Source organism: Variovorax sp. HJSM1_2 (assembly GCF_049316285.1).
In the GTDB taxonomy this organism is placed as follows: Bacteria; Pseudomonadota; Gammaproteobacteria; order Burkholderiales; family Burkholderiaceae_C; genus Rhodoferax_B.
Genome location: NZ_JBMOXA010000020.1, coordinates 68,965 through 88,929, shown reverse-complemented (window position 1 = coordinate 88,929; position 19,965 = coordinate 68,965). Strand labels below are relative to the sequence as shown.

Annotated in this window: 18 protein-coding genes and 1 pseudogene; all 19 read left to right on the top strand. The window is 63.6% G+C overall.

What is annotated here, in order from left to right:
• Positions 1-667, top strand: a pseudogene (locus ACFQ95_RS19375) (tryptophan--tRNA ligase); the annotation flags it as partial.
• A gap of 99 nt (positions 668-766) precedes the next feature.
• Positions 767-1,990, top strand: a complete 1,224-nt coding sequence (dinB, locus tag ACFQ95_RS19370) for a DNA polymerase IV (RefSeq protein ID WP_422833567.1) — start codon at positions 767-769, stop codon at positions 1,988-1,990.
• A 117-nt stretch (positions 1,991-2,107) separates the two neighbouring features.
• Positions 2,108-2,602 (top strand): universal stress protein, encoded by a 495-nt coding sequence (locus ACFQ95_RS19365; RefSeq protein WP_422833565.1) that lies wholly within the window; start codon positions 2,108-2,110, stop codon positions 2,600-2,602.
• Positions 2,603-2,971: 369 nt separating this feature from the next.
• Positions 2,972-3,262, top strand: a complete 291-nt coding sequence (locus tag ACFQ95_RS19360; RefSeq protein ID WP_422833563.1) for a hypothetical protein — start codon at positions 2,972-2,974, stop codon at positions 3,260-3,262.
• Positions 3,263-3,608: 346 nt separating this feature from the next.
• A complete protein-coding gene (locus ACFQ95_RS19355) occupies positions 3,609-4,412 on the top strand; it encodes a GntR family transcriptional regulator (protein ID WP_422833562.1) in 804 nt (267 codons plus the stop codon).
• A gap of 64 nt (positions 4,413-4,476) precedes the next feature.
• Positions 4,477-5,679, top strand: coding sequence for an ABC transporter substrate-binding protein (locus ACFQ95_RS19350; protein WP_422833561.1), 1,203 nt, complete (start codon positions 4,477-4,479; stop codon positions 5,677-5,679).
• Between the two features lie 18 nt (positions 5,680-5,697).
• Positions 5,698-6,570 (top strand): branched-chain amino acid ABC transporter permease, encoded by an 873-nt coding sequence (locus ACFQ95_RS19345; RefSeq protein WP_422833560.1) that lies wholly within the window; start codon positions 5,698-5,700, stop codon positions 6,568-6,570.
• A complete protein-coding gene (locus tag ACFQ95_RS19340; protein ID WP_422833558.1) occupies positions 6,567-7,550 on the top strand; it encodes a branched-chain amino acid ABC transporter permease in 984 nt (327 codons plus the stop codon). Before ACFQ95_RS19345 ends, ACFQ95_RS19340 begins: the two co-directional genes overlap by 4 nt.
• On the top strand, positions 7,540-8,340 hold the full coding sequence (locus ACFQ95_RS19335; RefSeq protein ID WP_422833557.1) for an ABC transporter ATP-binding protein: 801 nt from the start codon (positions 7,540-7,542) through the stop codon (positions 8,338-8,340). The genes ACFQ95_RS19340 and ACFQ95_RS19335 overlap by 11 nt, the downstream gene beginning before the upstream one ends.
• Positions 8,337-9,050: an ABC transporter ATP-binding protein gene (locus tag ACFQ95_RS19330; RefSeq protein ID WP_422833555.1), complete on the top strand. Its 714-nt coding sequence runs from the start codon at positions 8,337-8,339 to the stop codon at positions 9,048-9,050. The genes ACFQ95_RS19335 and ACFQ95_RS19330 overlap by 4 nt, the downstream gene beginning before the upstream one ends.
• 114 nt (positions 9,051-9,164) lie before the next feature.
• On the top strand, positions 9,165-10,466 hold the full coding sequence (locus ACFQ95_RS19325; protein ID WP_422833553.1) for a 3-isopropylmalate dehydratase large subunit: 1,302 nt from the start codon (positions 9,165-9,167) through the stop codon (positions 10,464-10,466).
• Entirely contained in the window at positions 10,463-10,975 is a 513-nt protein-coding gene (locus tag ACFQ95_RS19320; RefSeq protein ID WP_422833552.1) for a 3-isopropylmalate dehydratase, read from the top strand. The genes ACFQ95_RS19325 and ACFQ95_RS19320 overlap by 4 nt, the downstream gene beginning before the upstream one ends.
• Positions 10,972-12,657, top strand: coding sequence for a hydantoinase B/oxoprolinase family protein (locus ACFQ95_RS19315; protein WP_422833550.1), 1,686 nt, complete (start codon positions 10,972-10,974; stop codon positions 12,655-12,657). The genes ACFQ95_RS19320 and ACFQ95_RS19315 overlap by 4 nt, the downstream gene beginning before the upstream one ends.
• Positions 12,654-14,723, top strand: coding sequence for a hydantoinase/oxoprolinase family protein (locus ACFQ95_RS19310; RefSeq protein ID WP_422833549.1), 2,070 nt, complete (start codon positions 12,654-12,656; stop codon positions 14,721-14,723). Before ACFQ95_RS19315 ends, ACFQ95_RS19310 begins: the two co-directional genes overlap by 4 nt.
• Complete coding sequence (locus ACFQ95_RS19305) at positions 14,720-15,352, top strand: cysteine hydrolase family protein (RefSeq protein ID WP_422833547.1); 633 nt, start codon at positions 14,720-14,722, stop codon at positions 15,350-15,352. Before ACFQ95_RS19310 ends, ACFQ95_RS19305 begins: the two co-directional genes overlap by 4 nt.
• Entirely contained in the window at positions 15,349-16,767 is a 1,419-nt protein-coding gene (locus ACFQ95_RS19300) for an FAD-dependent oxidoreductase (protein ID WP_422833545.1), read from the top strand. The genes ACFQ95_RS19305 and ACFQ95_RS19300 overlap by 4 nt, the downstream gene beginning before the upstream one ends.
• Positions 16,760-17,626 carry an isocitrate lyase/PEP mutase family protein gene (locus ACFQ95_RS19295; RefSeq protein WP_422833543.1) on the top strand — a complete coding sequence of 289 codons (867 nt, stop codon included), beginning with the start codon at positions 16,760-16,762 and terminating at the stop codon, positions 17,624-17,626. Before ACFQ95_RS19300 ends, ACFQ95_RS19295 begins: the two co-directional genes overlap by 8 nt.
• Before the next feature lie 112 nt (positions 17,627-17,738).
• Positions 17,739-18,359: a hypothetical protein gene (locus ACFQ95_RS19290; RefSeq protein ID WP_422833541.1), complete on the top strand. Its 621-nt coding sequence runs from the start codon at positions 17,739-17,741 to the stop codon at positions 18,357-18,359.
• A gap of 767 nt (positions 18,360-19,126) precedes the next feature.
• The gene (locus ACFQ95_RS19285; RefSeq protein WP_422833540.1) at positions 19,127-19,954 is read left to right on the top strand and encodes a class I SAM-dependent methyltransferase; all 828 of its coding nucleotides are present in this window, start codon (positions 19,127-19,129) and stop codon (positions 19,952-19,954) included.
• Positions 19,955-19,965: the final 11 nt, after the last annotated feature.

The window sequence follows — 19,965 nt, the reverse complement described above, 5'->3', positions numbered from 1 at the left end:
TCCGCTGTTTGTGCCACGCGAACAATTGCGCAAGTTGATTGGCGGCATCGTCACCGACTCGCGTGCACCTGGCGAGCCCAAAGAGGTGGACGGCTCTGCCCTGTTCCAGATCTACCAGGCCTTTGCCTCCGAGGAAGAAACCCAGGCCCTGCGCCAGGCCTACGCCGATGGCATTGGCTGGGGCGATGCCAAACAAATGCTGTTCGAGCGCCTGGACCGCGAGATCGCTCCCATGCGTGGCACTTACCAGGACTTGATCGACCACCCCGGCCGCATCGAAGACATCCTGCATGCCGGTGCCGACCGCGCGCGCGCGTTGGCCACGCCCTTCATCCGCGAATTACGCCACGCCGTGGGCCTGCGTGATCTTCGTGCGCAGGCCACGCTCAAGACCAAGGCCAAGGCCGATAAATCGACACTGGCCTCGTTCAAGCAATACCGCGAAACCGATGGCCGCTTCCACTTCAAGCTGGTCGATGCCCAAGGCAATCTGCTGCTGCAAAGCCTGGGCTTCGATGCGCCAAAAGACGCGGGCCAAGCCGTGAAGCGCCTGCAGGCCGAGGGCCCTGCAGCGCTCGTGGCGCTGCAAGCGCTGCTGGCCCCGGTGGCCGACGAGGCGGCTGTGGTGGCCGCACTGGATCAGCTGCTGGCGGCTGCCGCAGAATAAGCCAGCCGGGCGCCGCAACCTGCATGCGGCGCCCTCCCCAGCAGATGGCATGGGCCGGTTTTATACTGTATGCATTAACAGATAAGCCCGCCAAGCCCCATGCCCCGCCGCATCGCCCACATCGACATGGATGCGTTCTACGCCTCGGTGGAGCTGCTGCGTTACCCGCAGCTCAAGGGGTTGCCGGTGGTCATAGGCGGCGGTCGGCGCAAGGTCGATGAGGTCATCAAAAACGCCGGGGCCGGCAAAAGCCTAGCCGACATTCCCGTCAGCGCCTTTCCGCAGATCAAAGACTACGTGGGCCGTGGCGTCATCACCACCGCCACCTATGCCGCACGGCAGTTTGGCATTGGCTCGGCCATGGGCTTGATGAAAGCCGCGCGCCTGTGCCCACAAGCCATTCTGTTGCCGGTCGACTTTGACGAGTACCGCCGCTTCTCGCGCCTGTTCAAAGGCATAGTCACCGGCATCGCGCCGCAGATGGAAGACCGTGGCGTGGACGAGGTCTACGCCGATCTGACCGACTTACCCGACGGCCAGATCGACGGTGGCCGCGTGGTCGCCCAGCAGATCCAGCAAAGTGTGTTCGCACAAACCGGCCTCACCTGCTCCATCGGTGTGGCACCCAACAAGCTCATCGCCAAGATGGCCAGCGAGTTCAACAAGCCCAACGGCATTTCCATCGTTGGTGCGGACGACCTGCAAACCCTGGTGTGGCCGCTGGACTGCCGCAAGATCAACGGCATAGGCCCCAAGGCCAGCGCCAAGCTGGCAGCGCTGGGCATACACAGCATTGCCGAGTTGGCCGCGTGTGAGCCGCAATGGCTGGTGGCGCATTTCGGCAAGGCCTACGGCGCGTGGATGCACAACGCCGCCCACGGCCGCGACGACCGCCCGGTGGTCACCGAAAGCGAACCGGTGTCCATGAGCCGCGAGACCACCTTCGACCGTGACCTGCACGCCGTGCATGACAAGGCCGAACTCGGCGCCATCTTCACCCAGCTGTGCACTAAGCTGGCTGAAGACCTGCAGCGCAAGGGCTACGTGGGCAAAACCATAGGCATCAAGTTACGTTACGACGACTTCAAGATCGCCACGCGCGACCACACCATAGACCACCCCACGGCCGATGCCCGCACCATTCGCCACGCCGCCGGCCAATGCCTCAAGCGTGCACCACTCGACAAGAAACTGCGTTTGTTGGGTGTGCGTGTAGGTTCGCTGATGACACTTGCCGAGGCGCACCACCTGAAGCTCAAAGAACCCGAAGCCCCGGCCTACGGCGCGCAGTCCAGCCTCGATTTCGAAAGCTTTCTGCACTGAGCCAGAGCCGCCACGCGGCACCGAACCCTTTAATCTGCGGGGAAATCAAAGCTCTGGGGTATATTGAAAATCAGCCTGCGTCTGACAGCCCGTTCAACCAGCACAGAAAGGACCGCCATGTACAAGAAGATTTTCATTGTGGTGAACGACGGCCCCGCCTGCCAAGCCGCCATTCGCGAGGGCGTCGCGCTGGCGCAAGCCGTCAACGCCGAGGTGCTGTTCCACTACGTCTTGCCGCGCAATGTATTGCCCGTGACCGACCTGCCGCCGGTGGTCATGCCGCCACCCGAGCAATTGCAGCGCGAAGCCTCTGAGTTGGCCCAGCGCATCCTCCACGCCGCCAGCGCCATCGCCGAAAGCGCGGGCGTGCGCAGCCAAAGCATCACCGCCACGGCTGCCGATGACGCCCACTGTGTGGCCGACGCCACCAAACAGCACCAGTGCGACCTGATCGTGGCCGGCACAGAAAACCGCAACTCCGTCATGCGCATCCTGACCGGCAGCATAGTGCCGGGCCTCATCACCCTGGCCCCCACACCGGTGCTGATCTGCCACGCCACCGAGGCCGATCTGGCGGCCGCCCGCACCGCCGCTGGTGTCACCTTCGTCTGAAACCCGGGGCGCTAGCAAAGGCATAGCTGCCTCCGCTTTGGGTTAGCGCGCTTACCGCGCTTTTTGTTCTGGTCCTTGCGGCCCGCAGCGCGCTGGCAAAAGGCCAGCGCACTGCTGCAGGTCAAAAAAAGCTGTCAGCCGCGCACGATTTGCCATGGCAAATGCTTGCTCTAAACTGACTTCAAACTTACATTAAACTGACAACCGCGTGAAACGCCAGCCAGCCCCATCGCGGCCCTCCGGGCGCTGCGATCCAGATGAGAAACACCCCGGCCGATGACCTCGGCACGAGGCCCAACCGCCAGGCAACGGCGGACACCAGAGACAAGGCGCCAGCACCGGTGACCCATCACGTTCTCTGGAGGAATCATGTTCGCCCTGCTCACCCTCAACGACTTGCAGCGCATCAAGCAATGGCATGTGCAAAACAAATACCAGCATCCCATCGAGTACCACCTGCTTGATGCCGTACTCACGTGTTGGCTCATGGGTTGGGTCGGCTGGCTGCCGGCGTTGATGTTCGACGCCGAGTGGGCCTTCCCCTTGTGTATGCTGGCCATGCATCTGCCGAGCTGCTACGTCTACAGCCGCACCATTGCCCACCAACGCCAACGTGTGCGCTGCGATTGGCTGGACACGGTGCGCCAAAGCTCTCGCTAATCCCTCGCTGCACGCGCTGGCCCCATGCTTTACAAAAAAGTTTGCCACCGCTTTGTAATGGCAAACACATCATTTCGGTGCACCCCGGGCCCATCTCTGGCCCATCTTGGTGCTCGATGAATGAGGTCAAAACGCGCTTTTCTGCAGCGCCCATTTCACCAAACTGAGGCTGCGCCAAGGGCCTCAAACCGAGCCGTTCTCTGACGCAATTTAAGCGTTTACCCGAACAGGTTTGACGCACCAAAATGCAGCCAAATTTGGCAGCACACATCCTGCTCCAGAGGGACATTTCAGATTTAAATGTTCTATTGACATGACATTAGAACCATTTCTAAGATGGCTCATCATGTCCAACGCACTGCCTCTGCCGAAGTACCACCAGATCTATCTGGTGCTGCGCGAACAACTGCACGAAGGCGCTTTTGCCGACGGTCTGCCCGGCGAATTTGCGTTGATGGAACAGTTCTCGGTGGCGCGCATCACCGTGCGCCGCGCGCTGCAGCAACTCGCCACTGAAGGTCTGATCACGCGCGAGCCAGGACGCGGCACACGCCCCTCCGGTACCACGCCGCAAAGCGCCACCATGGCCGCCGGTGCAGCAGAAGGCACACAGCAAGCCCACCTCACCGGCTTGCTCGAAAACCTGGTCACCATGGGCTTGCGCACCTCGGTCAAAGTGCTGGAGGTGCAGACCGTCACGGCATCAAACGCGGTCGCCGGTGCGCTGCAAATTGCCGTGGGTGACGCGGTGCAAAAAGCCGTGCGTATTCGTACCACCCGCGAAGGCCCGCTGTCGCACATCACCACCTATGTGCCCGCCGATGTGGCGCGCAAGTTTGGCCGCCGTGAACTCGCACGCAAACCCATATTGCTGCTGCTCGAAGAGTCGGGCGTACACGTAGGCCGCGCCCACCAAACCATCTCCGCCAAGCTGGCCGATGCGGTGGTCGCCAAACACCTGGACGTGGCCGTGGGCTCGGCGCTGCTGGCCGTGCGCCGCCTGATCTACGACGACCAGGAACGGCCCATCCAATGGCTGCACGGCCTGTACCGGCCAGACCGCTACGAATACCAGATGCAGTTGTCCCGCGTTGGCAGCATAGACGCCAAGGTGTGGGTCAGCAAAGAGATGTCCGCACAGTTCCATTAACAGCCCCCCGTTCCCCGAAATCCCCCGCTTCCGCCCCGCCATCCCCAAACCCCAGGAGAGCCCCATGACCTCACGCCGCCACTTCATCACCCAAACCGCAGCCGCCGCCTCGGCCATGGCCTTCCCCCTGGTCTCGGGGGCGCAGCAAAAAAGCGTGAAGGTCGGTGTGCTGCACCCGGTAACGGGGGCCCTGGCCTACTCGGGCCAGCAGTGCCGCCTGGGCGCGCTGATGGCGATTGAAGACATCAACAAGGCCGGCGGCATCAAGTCGCTGGGCGGCGCGCCACTCGAAGCCCTGCTGGGTGATGCGCAGTCGCAGCCCCAAGCGGGCACGGCCGAAATCGAGAAGATGAACGAAGCCGGTGTCAGCGCCGTGGTCGGCGCCTTTGCCTCGGCCATCTGCCTAGCCACCACACAGGCCGCCGCCAAGTACAACCTGCCGCACATTGTGGACGTGGGTGTGGCCGACCAGATCGTCGAGCGCGGCTTGAAAAACACCTTCCGCTTCGGCCCGGGCTACCGCACCTGCGCGCAAATCTCGGTGGCCAACCTGCACGTGCTGAACTCGGCCGCGGGCAAACCTGCCAAGACGGTGATGATCATCCACGAAGACTCGTTGTTCGGCACCGGCACGGCGCAACTGCTGTCACGCGAGTTGCCGGGCTACGGCTACGAAGTGAAGGAAGTGGTGAAACACGCCAACCCCACACGCGACTTCAACAACATCGTGCTGCGCATGAAGGCGGTGAACCCGGACATCGTGATCCCGGCCAACTACTACAACGAATACGCACTGCTGGTGCGCACCATGCAGCAGCAAAAGGTGGTGCCCAAGGCGATCTTCTCGGTGCTCGGCGGCGCGGCCTCGAGCTACAAGTTCGTCAAGGAATTCCCCGATGCGGCCAACGGCATCATCGACTGCAACCACTGGTTCAACCCCAAGGACAAACGCGCGCAAGACCTGAAGAAACGCGTCGAAGCCAAGGGCCAGTTCTTCAGCTACGAAGTGTTCATGACCTACACCTCGATGTGGCTGCTGGCCGATGCGCTGGAGCGCGCCAAGTCCAGTGACCGCGCCGCCATCATCGATGCGCTGGAGAAGAGCACTTTCTCCGATCACATCATGCCGTACGGCCCGACCAAGTTCGTCAACGGCCAGAACACCGGCGCACAACCGCTGATGACACAAGTGCTCAAGAACGACATCAAGGTGATCATTCCACGCGAGTACCGCGAAGCTGATCCGCTGTTCCCGCTGAAGGCCTAAGAGAGCGCAATCACCCGCATGTTGGACTTCAGCATTCTCTTCCCGTCGATTTTGAACGGGCTCACCACCGGCGCGGTCTATGCCTTGATCGCGCTGGGCTTGACCTTGATCTACGGCGTGCTGCACATCATCAACTTCGCGCATGGCGCGTCGTTGATGCTGGCCCTGTATGCCGTGTATTGGCTCAAAGAAAAACTCGGCATCGACCCCTACCTCGCGCTGCCCATTGTGGTGCCCGGCATGTTTGCGCTGGGCTATGCGCTGCAGCGCTTGGTGATCAACCGCTCCAGCCATGGCAAGGACGAAAACATCCTGCTCGTCACTCTGGGCATCTCCATCGTCATGGAAAACCTGGCGTTGCTGTTCTTCAAGTCCGACACCCGCAACATCGAAACCGCCTACACCCTGACCACCGTGCCGATTGGCAGCGCCATGATTGCGCTGCCCAAGCTGGTGGCGTTTGTCGGCGCACTCATCGTCTCGGCGATTCTGCTGTGGATCGTCAACCGCACCGACCTGGGCCGTGCGATACGCGCCGTGGCCAAGGAAAAACATGGCGCCAAACTCATGGGCATTGACGTAGACCACGTCTACGCCGTGAGCTTTGGCATAGGCCTGGCCTGCCTGGGCGCGGCCGCGTGCTTCCTGCTGCCGGCCTATTACGTCAACCCACAGGTGGGCAGCGGCTTTGTGCTGGTGGCCTTTACCGTGGTGGTGCTGGGCGGCATGGGCAGCTTCATGGGCGCCTTGATCGGCGGGCTGCTGATCGGCGTGGTCGAATCCATTGGTGGTCTGTACCTGGGCGAATCGCTTGGGCAGATCGGCATCTTTGTCATCTTCATCGCTGTGTTGCTGTTTCGGCCTCAGGGACTGTTTGGAGCCCGGGCATGAATCCCCTGAAACAACTTTTGGGCATTGCGGCATTTGCCGCTGTGGTGGGCGCCATCACGCTGGTGAGCAGTTCGGGTGTGGTGCTCAACTTCATCATGATAGTGTTGTACGCCGCACTCATGGCGCAGGCCTGGAACATCCTCGGTGGCTACGGCGGCCAGTTCTCTTTTGGCCACGCGCTGTTCTTTGGCACCGGCGCCTACATCCAGGCGATTGCGCAACTGCAAGGCGGCCTCAACCCCTGGCTGGCCTTGCCACTCGCCGCCTGTGGCAGCGCCGTGGTGGGGCTGTTTGTCGGCGGGCTGTCGTTCCGCTACGGCCTCAAGGGTTCGTACTTTGCGCTGGTCACGCTGGCTTTTGCCGAGGTGTTTCGTATCCTGGCGCTGTCGGTGCCGTTCACCGGCGCGGGTGTGGGTTTGATGTTGCCGCTGGGTGAGTCGGTGGCCAACATGCAGTTTGGTTCGCGCAAGGGTTACATCGCCCTGGTGTTGGCCCTGGTGGTGCTGGCCTTGCTGGTGTCGTGGTGGGTCAAGAATTCACGCTTTGGCGCCTGGCTGCAGGCGGTGCGCGACAACGAAAGCGCCGCACGTGCGGTGGGTGTCAACCCGTTCAGCGTCAAGCTCGCCGCGATTGGGGTGTCGGGCGCCTTCATGGGTGCGGCCGGGGCGTTCTATGTGCAGGTGTTCCAGTACATCGATCCGGGCATCGCGTTTGGCCCCACCACTTCGGTCGAATCTTTGGTGGCCGCGATTGTCGGCGGGCTGGGCACCATCTGGGGGCCCATTCTCGGCGCGCTGGTGTTGCACACACTGGCCGACATCACGCGCAATCTGTTTGGCGAACTGCCGGGCATCAACATGGTGATCTACGGCGTGGTGCTGGTGCTCATCGTGATGTTCCTGCCGCGTGGTGTGGCGGGCATTGGCCAATCGGTGTTGGCCTTGTGGAAGCGCAATGCAGGAGACGCAAATGGCAAATGAACTTCTGCGCAATGAGCTTTTACGTATTGAAGGCGTGAGCAAATCCTTCGGCGGCCTCAAGGCCGTGCAACAAGTGAGCCTTTCCGTGCCCAAGGGCAGTCTCACCGCGTTGATAGGCCCCAATGGCGCGGGCAAAACCACGCTGTTCGCGCTGATGTCCGGCTTCCTGAAGCCCGACACCGGCAGAGTCACCCTCGACGGCCAGGACATCACCGGCCAGTCGCCGCATCTCAACGCACGCCTAGGCCTGACCCGCACCTTCCAGATCGTGCAGCCATTCGCCGCACAGACCGTGCGTGAAAACATCGCCGTGGGAGCCCATCTGCACGAAAAGCGCCGCGCCCCCGCGCTGGCCTTGGCCACGGATGTAGCCCTGCGTGTGGGCCTGGCACCGCTGCTCGACAAACCCGCCTCCGACCTCACCGTGGCCGGCCGCAAACGCCTGGAGCTGGCGCGCGCATTGGCCACGCGCCCGCGCCTGCTGCTGCTTGATGAAGTGTTGGCCGGGCTCAACCCTCAAGAGATTGCCGAGATGATTCCTGTGGTGCGCGGCATTGCCAACAGCGGTGTGACCGTGCTGATGATTGAACACGTGATGCAGGCGGTGATGAACCTGGCCGAACACGTATGGGTGCTGGCCCAGGGCCAGTTGATTGCCCAGGGTAACCCGGCGCAGGTCACGTCGGATGAACGTGTGGTCGAAGCCTACCTGGGCCATGGCACCGCCGCTCGCCTGCGCGCCGCTGCGGCCAAGACTGCGGGCGCCAGCCGCACGGAGGCCGCAGCATGAGCGAAGTGCTACTCGACATCAAAGGCCTGCGCGGCGGTTATGGCCGCGTGGAAGTGCTGCGCGGCGTGGACATACAGGTGCGCGCGGGCGAAACCGTGGCGCTGCTGGGCAGCAACGGCGCGGGCAAGTCCACGCTCAACAACGTGGTCTGTGGCATCTACAAGGCCTGGGCGGGCCAGGTACGTTTTGAAGCAACCGACCTGAGCCAGGCGCACTACCGCGACGTGGTCAAGGCGGGCTTGATCCAGGTGCCCGAGGGCCGCAAGATCTTCCCGAATCTGGACGTGCTGGAAAACCTGGAACTCGGCTCCTTCACACGCGCCCGTGCACGCCGTGCGAACAACCTGGAGCGTGTGTTCAACATCTTCCCGCGCCTGAAAGAGCGCCGCACACAGCTGGCCGGCACCATGAGCGGCGGTGAACAACAAATGCTCGCCATAGGCCGTGGCCTGATGGCCGAGCCGCGTTTGCTGATCCTGGACGAACCCTCGCTGGGCCTGTCGCCGCTGTTGGTCGAAGAGATGTTTGCGTTGATCGCCAAGCTGCGCGGCGAAGGCCTGGCCATCTTGCTGGTGGAGCAGAACGTCGGCCAGTCGCTGGAGATTGCCGACCGTGCCTACGTGATGGAGAACGGCGCCATTCGTTTCAGCGGCACCGCCCCCGAACTCATGGGCAGCGACGCCTTGCGCCGCGCCTATCTCGGTTTATGACCAAGGCCAGTTGAACAGACCCCAGCCCCGTTCAGCAGGCCAGACCAGCGAGCTTTCAACCATGCCCAAAACCAAACAGCGCCGCCTCATTCTGGCGTGCGCCAGAGCCGCCGCATGAGCACACAACCCAAGCAGCTCGCCGAAACCCTGGCCCAGAAACTGGTGGCCCGGGCCTGTGGGCGCACACACGTCACGCCTGGTGAGATCGTCAACTGCCAGGTCGACCTGGCGATGTTCCACGACTCCTCCGGCCCACGCCGCCTGAAACCCATGCTCGAAGAACTGGGCACACCCATCTGGGACAAGTCGCGTGTGGTGCTGGTGATGGACCACTACGTGCCCGAGCGTGATGAAGAATCGCGCCGCATCGTACACATTGCACGCGAATGGGCACAGGAACAAGCCCTGCCCCACGTCTACGACAGCCAGGGCATCTGCCACGTGGTGGTGCCGCAGCACGGCCACATCCGCCCTGGCATGTTTTGTGTCGGCGGCGACTCACACTCGCCCACCGGCGGAGCGTTTGGTGCCTACATGTTTGGCATAGGCAGCACCGAGATGCTGGGTGTCTTGGTCACCGGCGAGATTTGGCTGCGTGTGCCACACACCGTGCAGATGTTCTGGCAAGGCCAACTGGCGCGTGGTGTGGTGGCCAAGGACATGGCGCTCAAAATGATTGGCCAGTTCGGCATGAACGGCGGCGAGTACCAGGCCGTGGAGTATGCGGGCCCGGCGGTGAAAGCCTTGTCCATGCAGGAACGCATGACACTCTCCAACATGAGCGCCGAACTCGGTGCGCAGGTGGGCCTGATTGCGCCCGACGACACCACGGCCGCGTGGCTGGCCAAAGCCGGCCGCCCGCAAGGCCTGCCCGCCTGGGAAGACACGGCCCGTACCGATTGGTTCAGCGACGAAGGCGCAGCCCTCACGCGCCACACTTTCGACGCCAGCACGCTCGCCCCACAAGTGGCCGCACCACACAGCCCAGCCAATACCCTCAGCGTGGACCAGTTCGCCGGCCAGCGCCTGGACGTGGCCTATATCGGCGCCTGCACCGGCGCAAAGCTCGAAGACCTGCGCGCCGCTGCCGAAGTGCTGGCGGGCCACAAGGTCGCGCCCGGCGTGCGCCTGATGGTGGCGCCCGCCAGCCAGCAGGACCAAAAGGCGGCCGAGCGTGAAGGTGTGCTGCAAACCCTGCTGGACGCGGGTGCCGACCTGTTTGCCACCGCCTGCGGCGCCTGCGCCGGTTATGGCGAAACCTTGGCCGACAACACCACCGTGATCTCCAGCACCGCGCGCAATTTCAAGGGCCGCATGGGTTCCACCTCGGCCCAGGTCTACCTGGGCTCGCCCTACACCGTGGCCGCGTCTGCGCTGCGCGGCGTGATCACCGACCCACGCGAGGTGCTTGCATGAACAGACCCCTCGCCCCTCGCGCACATCACACCTGGAAGCTTGGTGCCGACATCGACACCGATCTGCTGGCACCTGGCCACGCCATGAAACATGGCATAGACGTGATTGCGCGGCATTGCCTGGAGTCGGTTCGCCCCGAATTCGCTCAACAAGTGCAGGCTGGCGACCTGATCGCCGCCGGGCCCAACTTCGGCATAGGCTCGTCACGCGAACAGGCCGCGGCCGTGCTGGTGCGTTTTGGTGTCGCCGCCGTGGTGGCGCCATCGTTCAGCGGCCTGTACTTTCGCAACGCCTTCAACCTCGGCCTGCTGCTGCTCACCTGCCCCGAGGCCGAGATGATTGAAGAAGGCGAAGCCGTCACGCTGGACCTGCGCGCCCCGGCCGTCATCCGGGCCAACGGCCAGCGCCTGGTGTGTGAACCGATTCCCGATTTTTTGATGCAGATGGTGCAAAGCGGCGGCTTGCTCAACCAACTGCGCACCCGCTTTGCCAAGGAGCCCTCCAAATGACAGACCCCACCTCCACCCCACTAGACCCGGTCACCCTGGCCGTGCTCAAGGGCCGGCTGGAACAGATCGCCGATGAAATGGATGCCACGCTGTACCGCAGCGCATTCAACCCCATCATTGCCGAGGCGCACGACGCCTGCCACGGCTTGTACGACGCGCAGAGCGGCGACACGCTGGTGCAGGGCAAGTCGGGCCTGCCGGTGTTTGTCGGCGCCATGGCGTTTGCCGTGCGTGCTGCCGCGCGTGCCGCATCAAGCCGGGGTGGTTTGCATGATGGCGACATCTGGCTGTTCAACGACCCCTATGAGGGTGGCACCCACGCCAACGACTTCAAGCTGGTGCGCCCCTTCTTCCGCGGCGGCAAGCTCTACTGCTACCTGGCCTCGGCCGCACACTGGCATGACGTGGGCGGCGCCGTGCCCGGCAACTACAACCCGGCCGCCACCGAATGCTGGCAAGAGGCGGTGCAGATTCCGCCCGTGCGTGTGGTGCGTGGCGGTGTGCTCGACGACAACGTGGTCGCCATTCTTAAAGCCAACACCCGCCTGCCCGACAGCCTGTGGGGCGACCTGAACGCGCAACTCGCCGCACTGGAGCTCGGCACGCGCCGCTTGAACGACCTGCTGGACGAACACGGCGACACCCGCGTGCACCAGGCCATGGGTGAACTGCGCAGCCGCGCCGTGCGTTTGATGCGTTCACACATCGCCGCCCTGCCCGACGGCCGCTACAGCTTCAGCGACATGCTGGACAACGACGGCGTGAAAGACGTCCCACTGACGATTGCACTCGACATGACTGTGGCCGGTGAACGCCTCACGCTGGACTTCTCGCGCAGTTCCGAGCAATGCGCCGGGCCGGTGAACATCTCGCTGGCCACCGCCGTGGCGGCCTGTTATGTGGCGCTGAAGCATTTGTTCCCCGACGTACCGGCCAACGCCGGTGTGCTCGACGCGGTGGACTTTGTGATTCCCGATGGCCTGGTGATCAGCGCCCAGCGCCCGCGCCCCGTGGGCGGCTATACCGAAACCATTCTGCGCATGATCGATGTGATCTTCAGCGCCACGGCCCAGGCCGACCCGCGCCGCGCCATGGCCCAGGCCTACGGCACCATCAACGCGCTGTCCATCGCCGGGCACAGAACAGACGCCGCACGCAAAGGCCAGCGCTGGGTGATGTTCAGCTTTTTCGGCGGCGGCCATGGTGGCCACAGCGACGGCGATGGCCTGAGCCACGGCAATGCGCCGATCTCCACCGCCACGATTCCGCCGCTGGAAATCCTGGAAGCGGCCTACCCGGTGCGCTTCACCCAGTGGGCGCTGCGCCCCAACTCGGCAGGCGACGGCCAGCACCGTGGTGGCCTGGGTGCGGTGTACGAGATCGAACTGCTGGAACAGGACGCCGAAGTGTTCATCTTCGGTGAACGCGGCAAAGCCGCACCACAAGGCATTGCCGGTGGCGGCAACGGGGCGCGCAACGTGTTCGAATACGAGAGCAACGGCGAATGGAAGACGCCCCCCATGGCATCCAAGATGCTCGGCATACGGCTGCGGCGTGGCCAGAAATTGCGCTTGCAAACGCCTGGCGGCGGTGGTTACGGCCAGCCTGCCGAACGCAGTGATACGGCACGCGCCAACGACCTGGCGCTGGGTTTAGTGACAAAAACGAAGGATCAAGCATGAGCCAGACGGCATCACGGCAAGCGGGCCGCTACATCGTGGGTGTGGACGTGGGTGGCACGTTCACCGATTTATTTGTGCTGGATGAAAGCAATGGCAGCGCACGCATCGTCAAGGTGCCATCCACCCGTGGCGAAGAAGCGCGTGGTTTCATGAACGGCGTGCAGCGCGTCGCAGACTCGGCCAGCGCCATTGCCACCATCGTGCACGGCACCACCGTGGGCACCAACGCCCTGCTGGAGCGCAAGGTGGCGCGCACCGGCATCATCACCACACGCGGCTTCCGCGACGTGCTGGAAATGCGCCGCCGCGACCGCCCGCACACCTGGGGCCTGCGTGGTGCATTCAAACCCGTGGTGCCACGCGACCTGCGCCTGGAGGTCGACGAACGTGTGCTGGCCGATGGCAGCATCCACACCCCGGTAGACCTCGACCAGGTGCGCCAGCAAGCACGTGCCTTGCTCGAAGCCGGTTGTGAAGCCGTGTGTGTATTCTTCATCAACACCTACGCCAACCCCAGCAACGAACGCGCTGCCGTGGCCGCGGTGCGCGAGCTTTGGCCCAATACCCACGTCACCGCCGCCAGCGAAGTGCTGCCCGAGATCCGTGAGTTTGAGCGCTGCTCCACCGCCACCCTCAACGCCGCGCTGCAGCCAGTGGTGGGCAGTTACTTGGAGCGCCTGGAAGGCGACTTGCGCAGCCAGGGTTTTGCCGGCGAATTGCTCATCGTGCAAAGCAATGGCGGTGTGATGTCGCGCCAAACCGCCTGTGATGTGCCGGTGCGCACCGCCTTGTCGGGCCCGGCAGCCGGTGTGATGGCTTGCGCGGCGATTGGCAACGCCGCTGGTTACCCGGACGTGATCACCGGCGACATGGGCGGCACCTCGTTCGACGTGTCGCTAGTGCACAAGGGCGAGGCCGCGCTGGCCGCACAAACGGCCATCGAGTTCGGCATGGTGGTGCGCTCGCCTATGATCCAGATCGAAACCATTGGTGCCGGTGGTGGCTCCATCGCTTCGGTCGATGCCAGCGGCATGCTGCAGGTCGGCCCCGAGTCGGCCGGCAGCATTCCCGGCCCGGCCTGCTACGGCCGTGGCAACCGGCGTCCCACCGTGACCGATGCCAACGTGCTGCTAGGCCGCATTGCCGCCGACCGCCCGCTGGGCGGCGGCCTGCTCGCCGCCATGGACGCCGACAAGGCCCGCCTTGCCGTGCAAACCCATGTGGCCACGCCACTGGGGCTGGACGTGATGGCCGCTGCCGAAGCCATTCTGACCGTGGCCAACGCCAAGATGGCCGGCGCCATACGGGTGGTGTCCATCGAGCGCGGGCACGACCCACGCGCCTTTGCCTACATGCCGTTTGGCGGTGGCGGCGCGCTGCACGTATGCGCCATGATGCGCGAAGTGGGTGTGGGCACCGGCATCGTGCCGCGTTACCCCGGCGTGACCTCGGCCCTGGGCTGCGTGATGGCCGACATGCGCCACGACGCCGTGCAAACGCTGAACAAGGCCTTGCCCGAGCTGGACATCGCCGACATACGCCAGCGCATCGCCGATGTGTCCGCCGCCTGCCAGCAGCGCCTGGACTCGGCCGGTGTGGCGTTTGTGAAGGTGCAGGAAATCATTGCGCTCGACATGTTGTACGCCGGCCAAACCCACACCGTGCAGGTGCCGTTGACGCTGGAACAGGTCAGCACCGATGGCATTCGCGCCGCGTTTGAAAGTGTCTATCGCGCAGCCTTTGGCCGCGTTTTGGACGGCATTCCGGTGCGCGTGATGAACCTGCGCTACGCGCGCATTGGCGTGCGGCCCAAGTTTGACTTGCGGGTGCTCGCGCCCGAGGCTCAAGCCACCAGCGGCGCGCCACCCACACCCGTGGGCACACAGCAGGTGTTCCACAACGGCCAGTGGTGGAGCGCCGCACGTTACCCGCGTTTGGACCTGCCCGTGGGCACCGAAATCCACGGCCCGGCCATCATGGAGCAACCCGACACCACCGTGTGGCTGGAGCCCGGCTTCTCGGCCACGGTGGACGCCCTGGGCAACCTGCTGGTGCGCCGCGTATGAGCTCGCACACCATGCACAACATCACCCCCAGCAAAACGGCGCTGATCATTGTTGATCTGCAAAATGACTTTCTCGCGCCCACCGGTGCCTACGCGCGTGGCGGTGCGGTCAGCGCCCCGGCACTCGCACTGCCGCCGCGTGTGGCACGTGTGGCACAGGCCCTGAAGGCCGCAGGCGGACTGGTGGCGGCCAGCCAGTTCACGCTCTGGCCCAACGCCCAGGGCGAGCCCATGATTGCGCCGCACCTGCTGGCCCTGCGCCCGTTCTTGCGCCGTGGCGACTTCGCCCCCGGCAGCACCGGCCAGGCCAACGTGGCCGAGATTGCGCCGTGGGTTGATGTGGCCGTGAGCAAGGTGGCCTACTCGGCCTTCTTCAACACCCAACTCGACTGGGTGCTGCGCCACGCCCACATCGACACCGTGGCCGTGTGTGGCATCGTCACCAACGGCGGTGTCGCCAGCACGGTGCGCGACGCCCACATGCGCGAGTTCCACACACTGGTGTTGTCTGATGGCTGCGCCGCCTTCAAGCCCGAAGTGCACCAGGCCGCATTGGCCGACATGGGCACGGTGGCCGATGTGCTGAGCTGCGACGACTTCATCACCTCGTTGCAAAACCCCAAGCCATGAGCACACCCACCATCCAACGCGCCAACGCCCTGCCGGCCACGGTGCCGCAAGATGCACACACCCCCGTGGTCATCGTCGGCGGCGGCGCCTGCGGCCTCACCGCCGCACTGATGTTGCACGACGCAGGTGTTGACTGTGTGGTGCTGGAACGCGACGCTGCGCCCAGTGGCTCCAGCGCCTTGTCCTCGGGCTTTATTCCAGCGGGCGGCACATTGCTGCAAAAGAGCTTGGGCATTGCCGATAGCCCGGCCGCCTTTGCGGCCGACATTCAAGCCAAGGCCCACGACACCGCTGCACCGCATTTGGTGGCCGCCTATGCCGGCGCCATCGCACCCGCCATTGATGCACTGCAGCAACGCCACGGCATTCCGTTTGTGGTGCTGGATGGATTTTTATACCCCGGCCACCACGCGCGCCGCATGCACGCCGTGCCCGAGAAAACCGGCGTGGGTTTGATGACGCGGCTGGAGCGCGCCGCCATGGCGGCCGACATCCCCATACTCACCGAAGCGCTGGTGCGCGAACTCTGGATCAACGCGCAAGACAGCGTGCTCGGTGTAGGCTACGAACGCCCCGATGGCACGCTGGAACACCTGCGTTGCGACGCCGTCATCCTGGCCTGCAACGGCTTTGGTGGCAATACCGCCATGGTGCAGGAACTGCTGCCGCAAATGCGCGACGCCATCTTCGCCGGCCACACCGGCAACGATGGCAGCGCCATCACCTGGGGCCAGCAACTTGGCGCACGCCTGGCCGACCTGGGTGGTTACCAGGGCCACGGCTCGTGGGCCATTCCACAAGGCGCGCTGGTGTCGTGGGCGCTGATGATGGAAGGCGGCGTGCAGATCAACACCCAAGGCCAGCGCTTCCACGACGAGACCCAAGGCTACTCAGAAGCCGCCATGCAGGTGCTGGCCCAAACCGGCAGCGTGGCGTGGAACGTGTTTGACGGCCCGCTGCTCGATCTGGCGCACGGCTTCCCCGATTTTTGCGATGCCGAAGCCGCAGGTGCGGTGAAGACCTGTGCCGATGTGGCAACCCTCGCCGCCGTGATCGGCTGCCCCGTAGATACATTGCAAGCCACACTAACCAGCGTGGCCACAGGCACCGCGGTGGATGGCAGAAGCTTCCGCCGCCCGCTCCAAGCCCCGTACTACGCGGTGAAGGTCACCGGCGCCTTGTTCCACACCCAAGGCGGGCTGGACATAGACGCGCAGTGCCGTGTGCTGCGCGCGGACGGCACACCCTTCCCCAACCTGTTGGCCGGCGGCGGCGCGGCACGCGGCGTGTCGGGCAATGCCGTGTGGGGTTACTTGTCGGGCAACGGTTTGCTCAGCGCCGTGGCCGGTGGCTTCATCGCCGCAGCCTCGGTGGCCAAGCAGCAACAACATCTGAAGGAGGCACAACATGGCTGAACTTTCCCCCCTGGCCCAACGCCTGGGCCCAGGCCAGATGGTGCTGGCCCCCGGCGTGTACGACGCCCTCAGTGCCCTGGTGGCCGAGCAGGCCGGTTTTGAGGCCTTGTACTTGTCGGGTGCGTCCATCGCCTACACCCGCCTGGGCCGCTCCGACGTGGGCCTGACCACCTACACAGAAGTGGCCGACAGCTTGGCGCGCATCACCGAGCGCGTGAACCTGCCGGTGATCGTCGACGCCGACACCGGCTTTGGCAACGCCCTCAACGTGCAACGCACGGTGCGCGGCTTTGAGCGTGCGGGCGCGGCCATGGTGCAGATCGAAGACCAGACCTTCCCCAAACGCTGCGGCCACCTCGACGGCAAGGCCGTGGTGCCCGTGGCCGAGATGTGCGGCAAACTGCGCGCCGCACTCGACGCGCGCACCAGCAACAACACCCTGATCCTGGCGCGCACCGATGCGGTGGCCGTAGAAGGCCTGGACGCCGCGCTGGACCGCGCCGAGCAATACCTGGCCTGCGGTGTAGACGCCTTGTTCATCGAAGCCCTGCGCACACCCGAGCAGATGGACGCGGCCTGCCAGCGCTTTGCGCAGCGCATTCCTTTGCTGGCCAATATGGTTGAAGGTGGCAAGACGCCGGTGCAAAGCGCGGCCGAGTTACAGGCGCGTGGCTTCAGGATTGCGATCTTTCCGGGTGGCACGGCACGTGCGGTCATCTACACATTGCAGGGCTACTACGGCAGTCTGCGCGAGCACCAGACCACGGCGCCATGGCGGGATAGGATGCTGGACTTTGATGCGTTGAATGAGGTGATTGGGACGCCGGAGTTGATGGCGGTGGGTAAGCTGTACGAGTGAAAGCAGTACAAGTTAGTTTTGCCCCGACTTGAATTTCATTTGAGTGAGGGGCCGACTTACGTAACATGAATTTCATCGACTTATAGTTGCCGATCACTAGAGAGGGCACGATATGGAAGTAGGAGACTTGGCCACATGGGTTTCTTCGGCGCTGGCGGTAGTATTTGCTATCGTGGCTCGTCGAGCGACTAAAGAGGCGGACATATGCCAGAGGGAAGCCGTTGAGCTTTCAAAAAAGAATGCCGAACTTCTGGAAAAGCAACACCAACTTGAGCTACGAACATGGACTGACCAATACTTCATTTCTGTCAGGGAGTGGGCCAATGAAGTAGCCTGCGCTGCCTCGGAAGCAATCCATATCTGCGATCATTTAGATGTCCCAAGAAAATTGGATATACAGATCCGCCTAAGTGCGCTGATCGACACGGGACGGTGGTACTTTCCCAACCAGTGGAAAGATGATTACGGGACAGAAAAGTACCCGGCATATCGAGGAATTCGCCAGCCTGTCCTTGACTGTGTTGTTGCAACCTACGATTTAATTGGTGACGCAAGCGCCTCTAAGGAGCAGCTCGTTGCAGTCCAGAGGGAATTTGTGAGCCATATTCAGGAGGCTCTAGATCCACGAAAACGCGATGAGGAGATAAAGCGAATTCTTCGGGAATTTGAGCAGTCGGAGCGCTTGAGAAATGCGCCCGCTAGCGCGAGTAAAAGCGTCAAGCCAAAAGCATGAATTGAATCAGAAGTCAGACATAGAGAAATATGTTTACATGCCGCCGAAGCTATAGAGGCGAGTTGGCCGTTTAGCGCCGTCGGCCGGACTCGCCCGGCTGGCGAGACACCTTTCTTGTGCGCACAAGAAACGTGCCCCAAAGAAGGCGCCCCCACTGCCTGCGTCCCTTCGCTTCGCTACGGGCAACCTGCGGTGCTCGGTGATAGCGGGGTCTGGCGCAACTCGCTGCGCTCAAACATGCTCCAGCCCTGATCCGCTATCCCCTGTGCTCCTCGGCGCATTCAGAGGGGGATGGCAAACACACACGGGCCATCGCTACGCTCGGCCAACGAACATTCAAATATCCGCGATGCGCAGCGAGGCGGGTGGTATTGGTATCCCAGCCCCTCTAGCTGCGCCTGCGCTGGGCGTTTGAGGCGGGATCAGTTCCGGGCATGTCTGAGCGCAGCGAGTTGCGCGGAACCCCGCCTCAAACACCCAGCGCAGGTTGCCCTTCGCAACGCGAAGGGTCGCAGATCGTGGGGTCGCCTTCTCTTTGGTTACTTTCTCTTGGCGAGGCAAGAGAAAGTGACTCGCCGCCGGGCGACTCCTGGCCGACAGCGCCAAACGAGAAGGCCCCGCGAAATTAAGCCATCAGGAACTCCTGGCTCACTATACTTACCGTCGGATGCACGCTGCGGCCTGGCATGCCGAACCGGGCAGACCGCCTTCGGCGCAGGCTGCGCACTTTCCAGCTCAAGTCACCTCCCGCCTAGGAGACAAGCATCATGGCAAACGCATCCCCCAGCCCCCAAACCTTCTCCGGCTCCATCGCCCAGCTCTACGAACAATACCTCGTCCCGCTGATCTTCGAGCCCTACGCGATTGATCTGGCGCGGCGCATCATGGCGCTCCAGCCCTCGGCCGTGCTGGAGATCGCCGCAGGCACAGGCGTGGTCACACGCAAGCTGGCGGCGCAACTGCCGGCCCAAACGCCCATCATCGCCACCGATTTAAGCCAGCCCATGCTGGACCACGCGCAGAGCATAGGCACCACACGCCCGGTGAACTGGCAGCAGGCGGATGCGATGCGCCTGCCGTTTGACGATGGCAGCTTCGACGTGGTGGTGTGCCAGTTTGGCGCCATGTTCTTCCCCGACAAGGCGGTGGCGTTTACCGAGGCGCGGCGTGTGCTGCGGCCGGGCGGCACGTTTTTGTTCAACGTGTGGGACCGCTTGGAAGACAACGTATTCGCCGAATGTGTGACACAGGCCATGGCCGAGTTGTTCCCGGCCGACCCGCCGCGCTTTTTGGCGCGGCTGCCACATGGCTACTTTGACGATGCGGTGATCGCCGATGCGCTTTTGCGCGGGGGCTTTGTAGGGCCGATCGCGTTCGACACGGTCACGGTGCAGAGCGTGGCTGATTCGGCGCGCACGGTGGCCGTGGCCTACTGCCAGGGCACGCCCTTGCGCAACGAGATCGAGGCGCGCGATGCCACCATCCTGCCCCGCGCCACCGACATGGCCGCAGAGGCCCTGCAACAGCGATTCGGCACAGGGGCCATCACCGGCAAGATACAGGCGCGGGTGATCACCGCAACACGAGAAGACTAACAGCGCAGGCC

What these genes read in the sequence shown, in the direction of transcription:
- ACFQ95_RS19315 (WP_422833550.1), top strand. Translation starts at nt 10,972, where the DNA reads ATGACAGACCCCACCTCCACCCCACTAGACCCGGTCACCCTGGCCGTG.
- ACFQ95_RS19295 (WP_422833543.1), top strand. Translation starts at nt 16,760, where the DNA reads ATGGCTGAACTTTCCCCCCTGGCCCAACGCCTGGGCCCAGGCCAGATG.
- ACFQ95_RS19325 (WP_422833553.1), top strand. Translation starts at nt 9,165, where the DNA reads ATGAGCACACAACCCAAGCAGCTCGCCGAAACCCTGGCCCAGAAACTG.
- ACFQ95_RS19305 (WP_422833547.1), top strand. Translation starts at nt 14,720, where the DNA reads ATGAGCTCGCACACCATGCACAACATCACCCCCAGCAAAACGGCGCTG.
- ACFQ95_RS19365 (WP_422833565.1), top strand. Translation starts at nt 2,108, where the DNA reads ATGTACAAGAAGATTTTCATTGTGGTGAACGACGGCCCCGCCTGCCAA.
- ACFQ95_RS19355 (WP_422833562.1), top strand. Translation starts at nt 3,609, where the DNA reads ATGTCCAACGCACTGCCTCTGCCGAAGTACCACCAGATCTATCTGGTG.
- ACFQ95_RS19360 (WP_422833563.1), top strand. Translation starts at nt 2,972, where the DNA reads ATGTTCGCCCTGCTCACCCTCAACGACTTGCAGCGCATCAAGCAATGG.
- ACFQ95_RS19350 (WP_422833561.1), top strand. Translation starts at nt 4,477, where the DNA reads ATGACCTCACGCCGCCACTTCATCACCCAAACCGCAGCCGCCGCCTCG.
- dinB (WP_422833567.1), top strand. Translation starts at nt 767, where the DNA reads ATGCCCCGCCGCATCGCCCACATCGACATGGATGCGTTCTACGCCTCG.
- ACFQ95_RS19290 (WP_422833541.1), top strand. Translation starts at nt 17,739, where the DNA reads ATGGAAGTAGGAGACTTGGCCACATGGGTTTCTTCGGCGCTGGCGGTA.
- ACFQ95_RS19330 (WP_422833555.1), top strand. Translation starts at nt 8,337, where the DNA reads ATGAGCGAAGTGCTACTCGACATCAAAGGCCTGCGCGGCGGTTATGGC.
- ACFQ95_RS19320 (WP_422833552.1), top strand. Translation starts at nt 10,463, where the DNA reads ATGAACAGACCCCTCGCCCCTCGCGCACATCACACCTGGAAGCTTGGT.
- ACFQ95_RS19300 (WP_422833545.1), top strand. Translation starts at nt 15,349, where the DNA reads ATGAGCACACCCACCATCCAACGCGCCAACGCCCTGCCGGCCACGGTG.
- ACFQ95_RS19340 (WP_422833558.1), top strand. Translation starts at nt 6,567, where the DNA reads ATGAATCCCCTGAAACAACTTTTGGGCATTGCGGCATTTGCCGCTGTG.
- ACFQ95_RS19285 (WP_422833540.1), top strand. Translation starts at nt 19,127, where the DNA reads ATGGCAAACGCATCCCCCAGCCCCCAAACCTTCTCCGGCTCCATCGCC.
- ACFQ95_RS19345 (WP_422833560.1), top strand. Translation starts at nt 5,698, where the DNA reads ATGTTGGACTTCAGCATTCTCTTCCCGTCGATTTTGAACGGGCTCACC.
- ACFQ95_RS19310 (WP_422833549.1), top strand. Translation starts at nt 12,654, where the DNA reads ATGAGCCAGACGGCATCACGGCAAGCGGGCCGCTACATCGTGGGTGTG.
- ACFQ95_RS19335 (WP_422833557.1), top strand. Translation starts at nt 7,540, where the DNA reads ATGGCAAATGAACTTCTGCGCAATGAGCTTTTACGTATTGAAGGCGTG.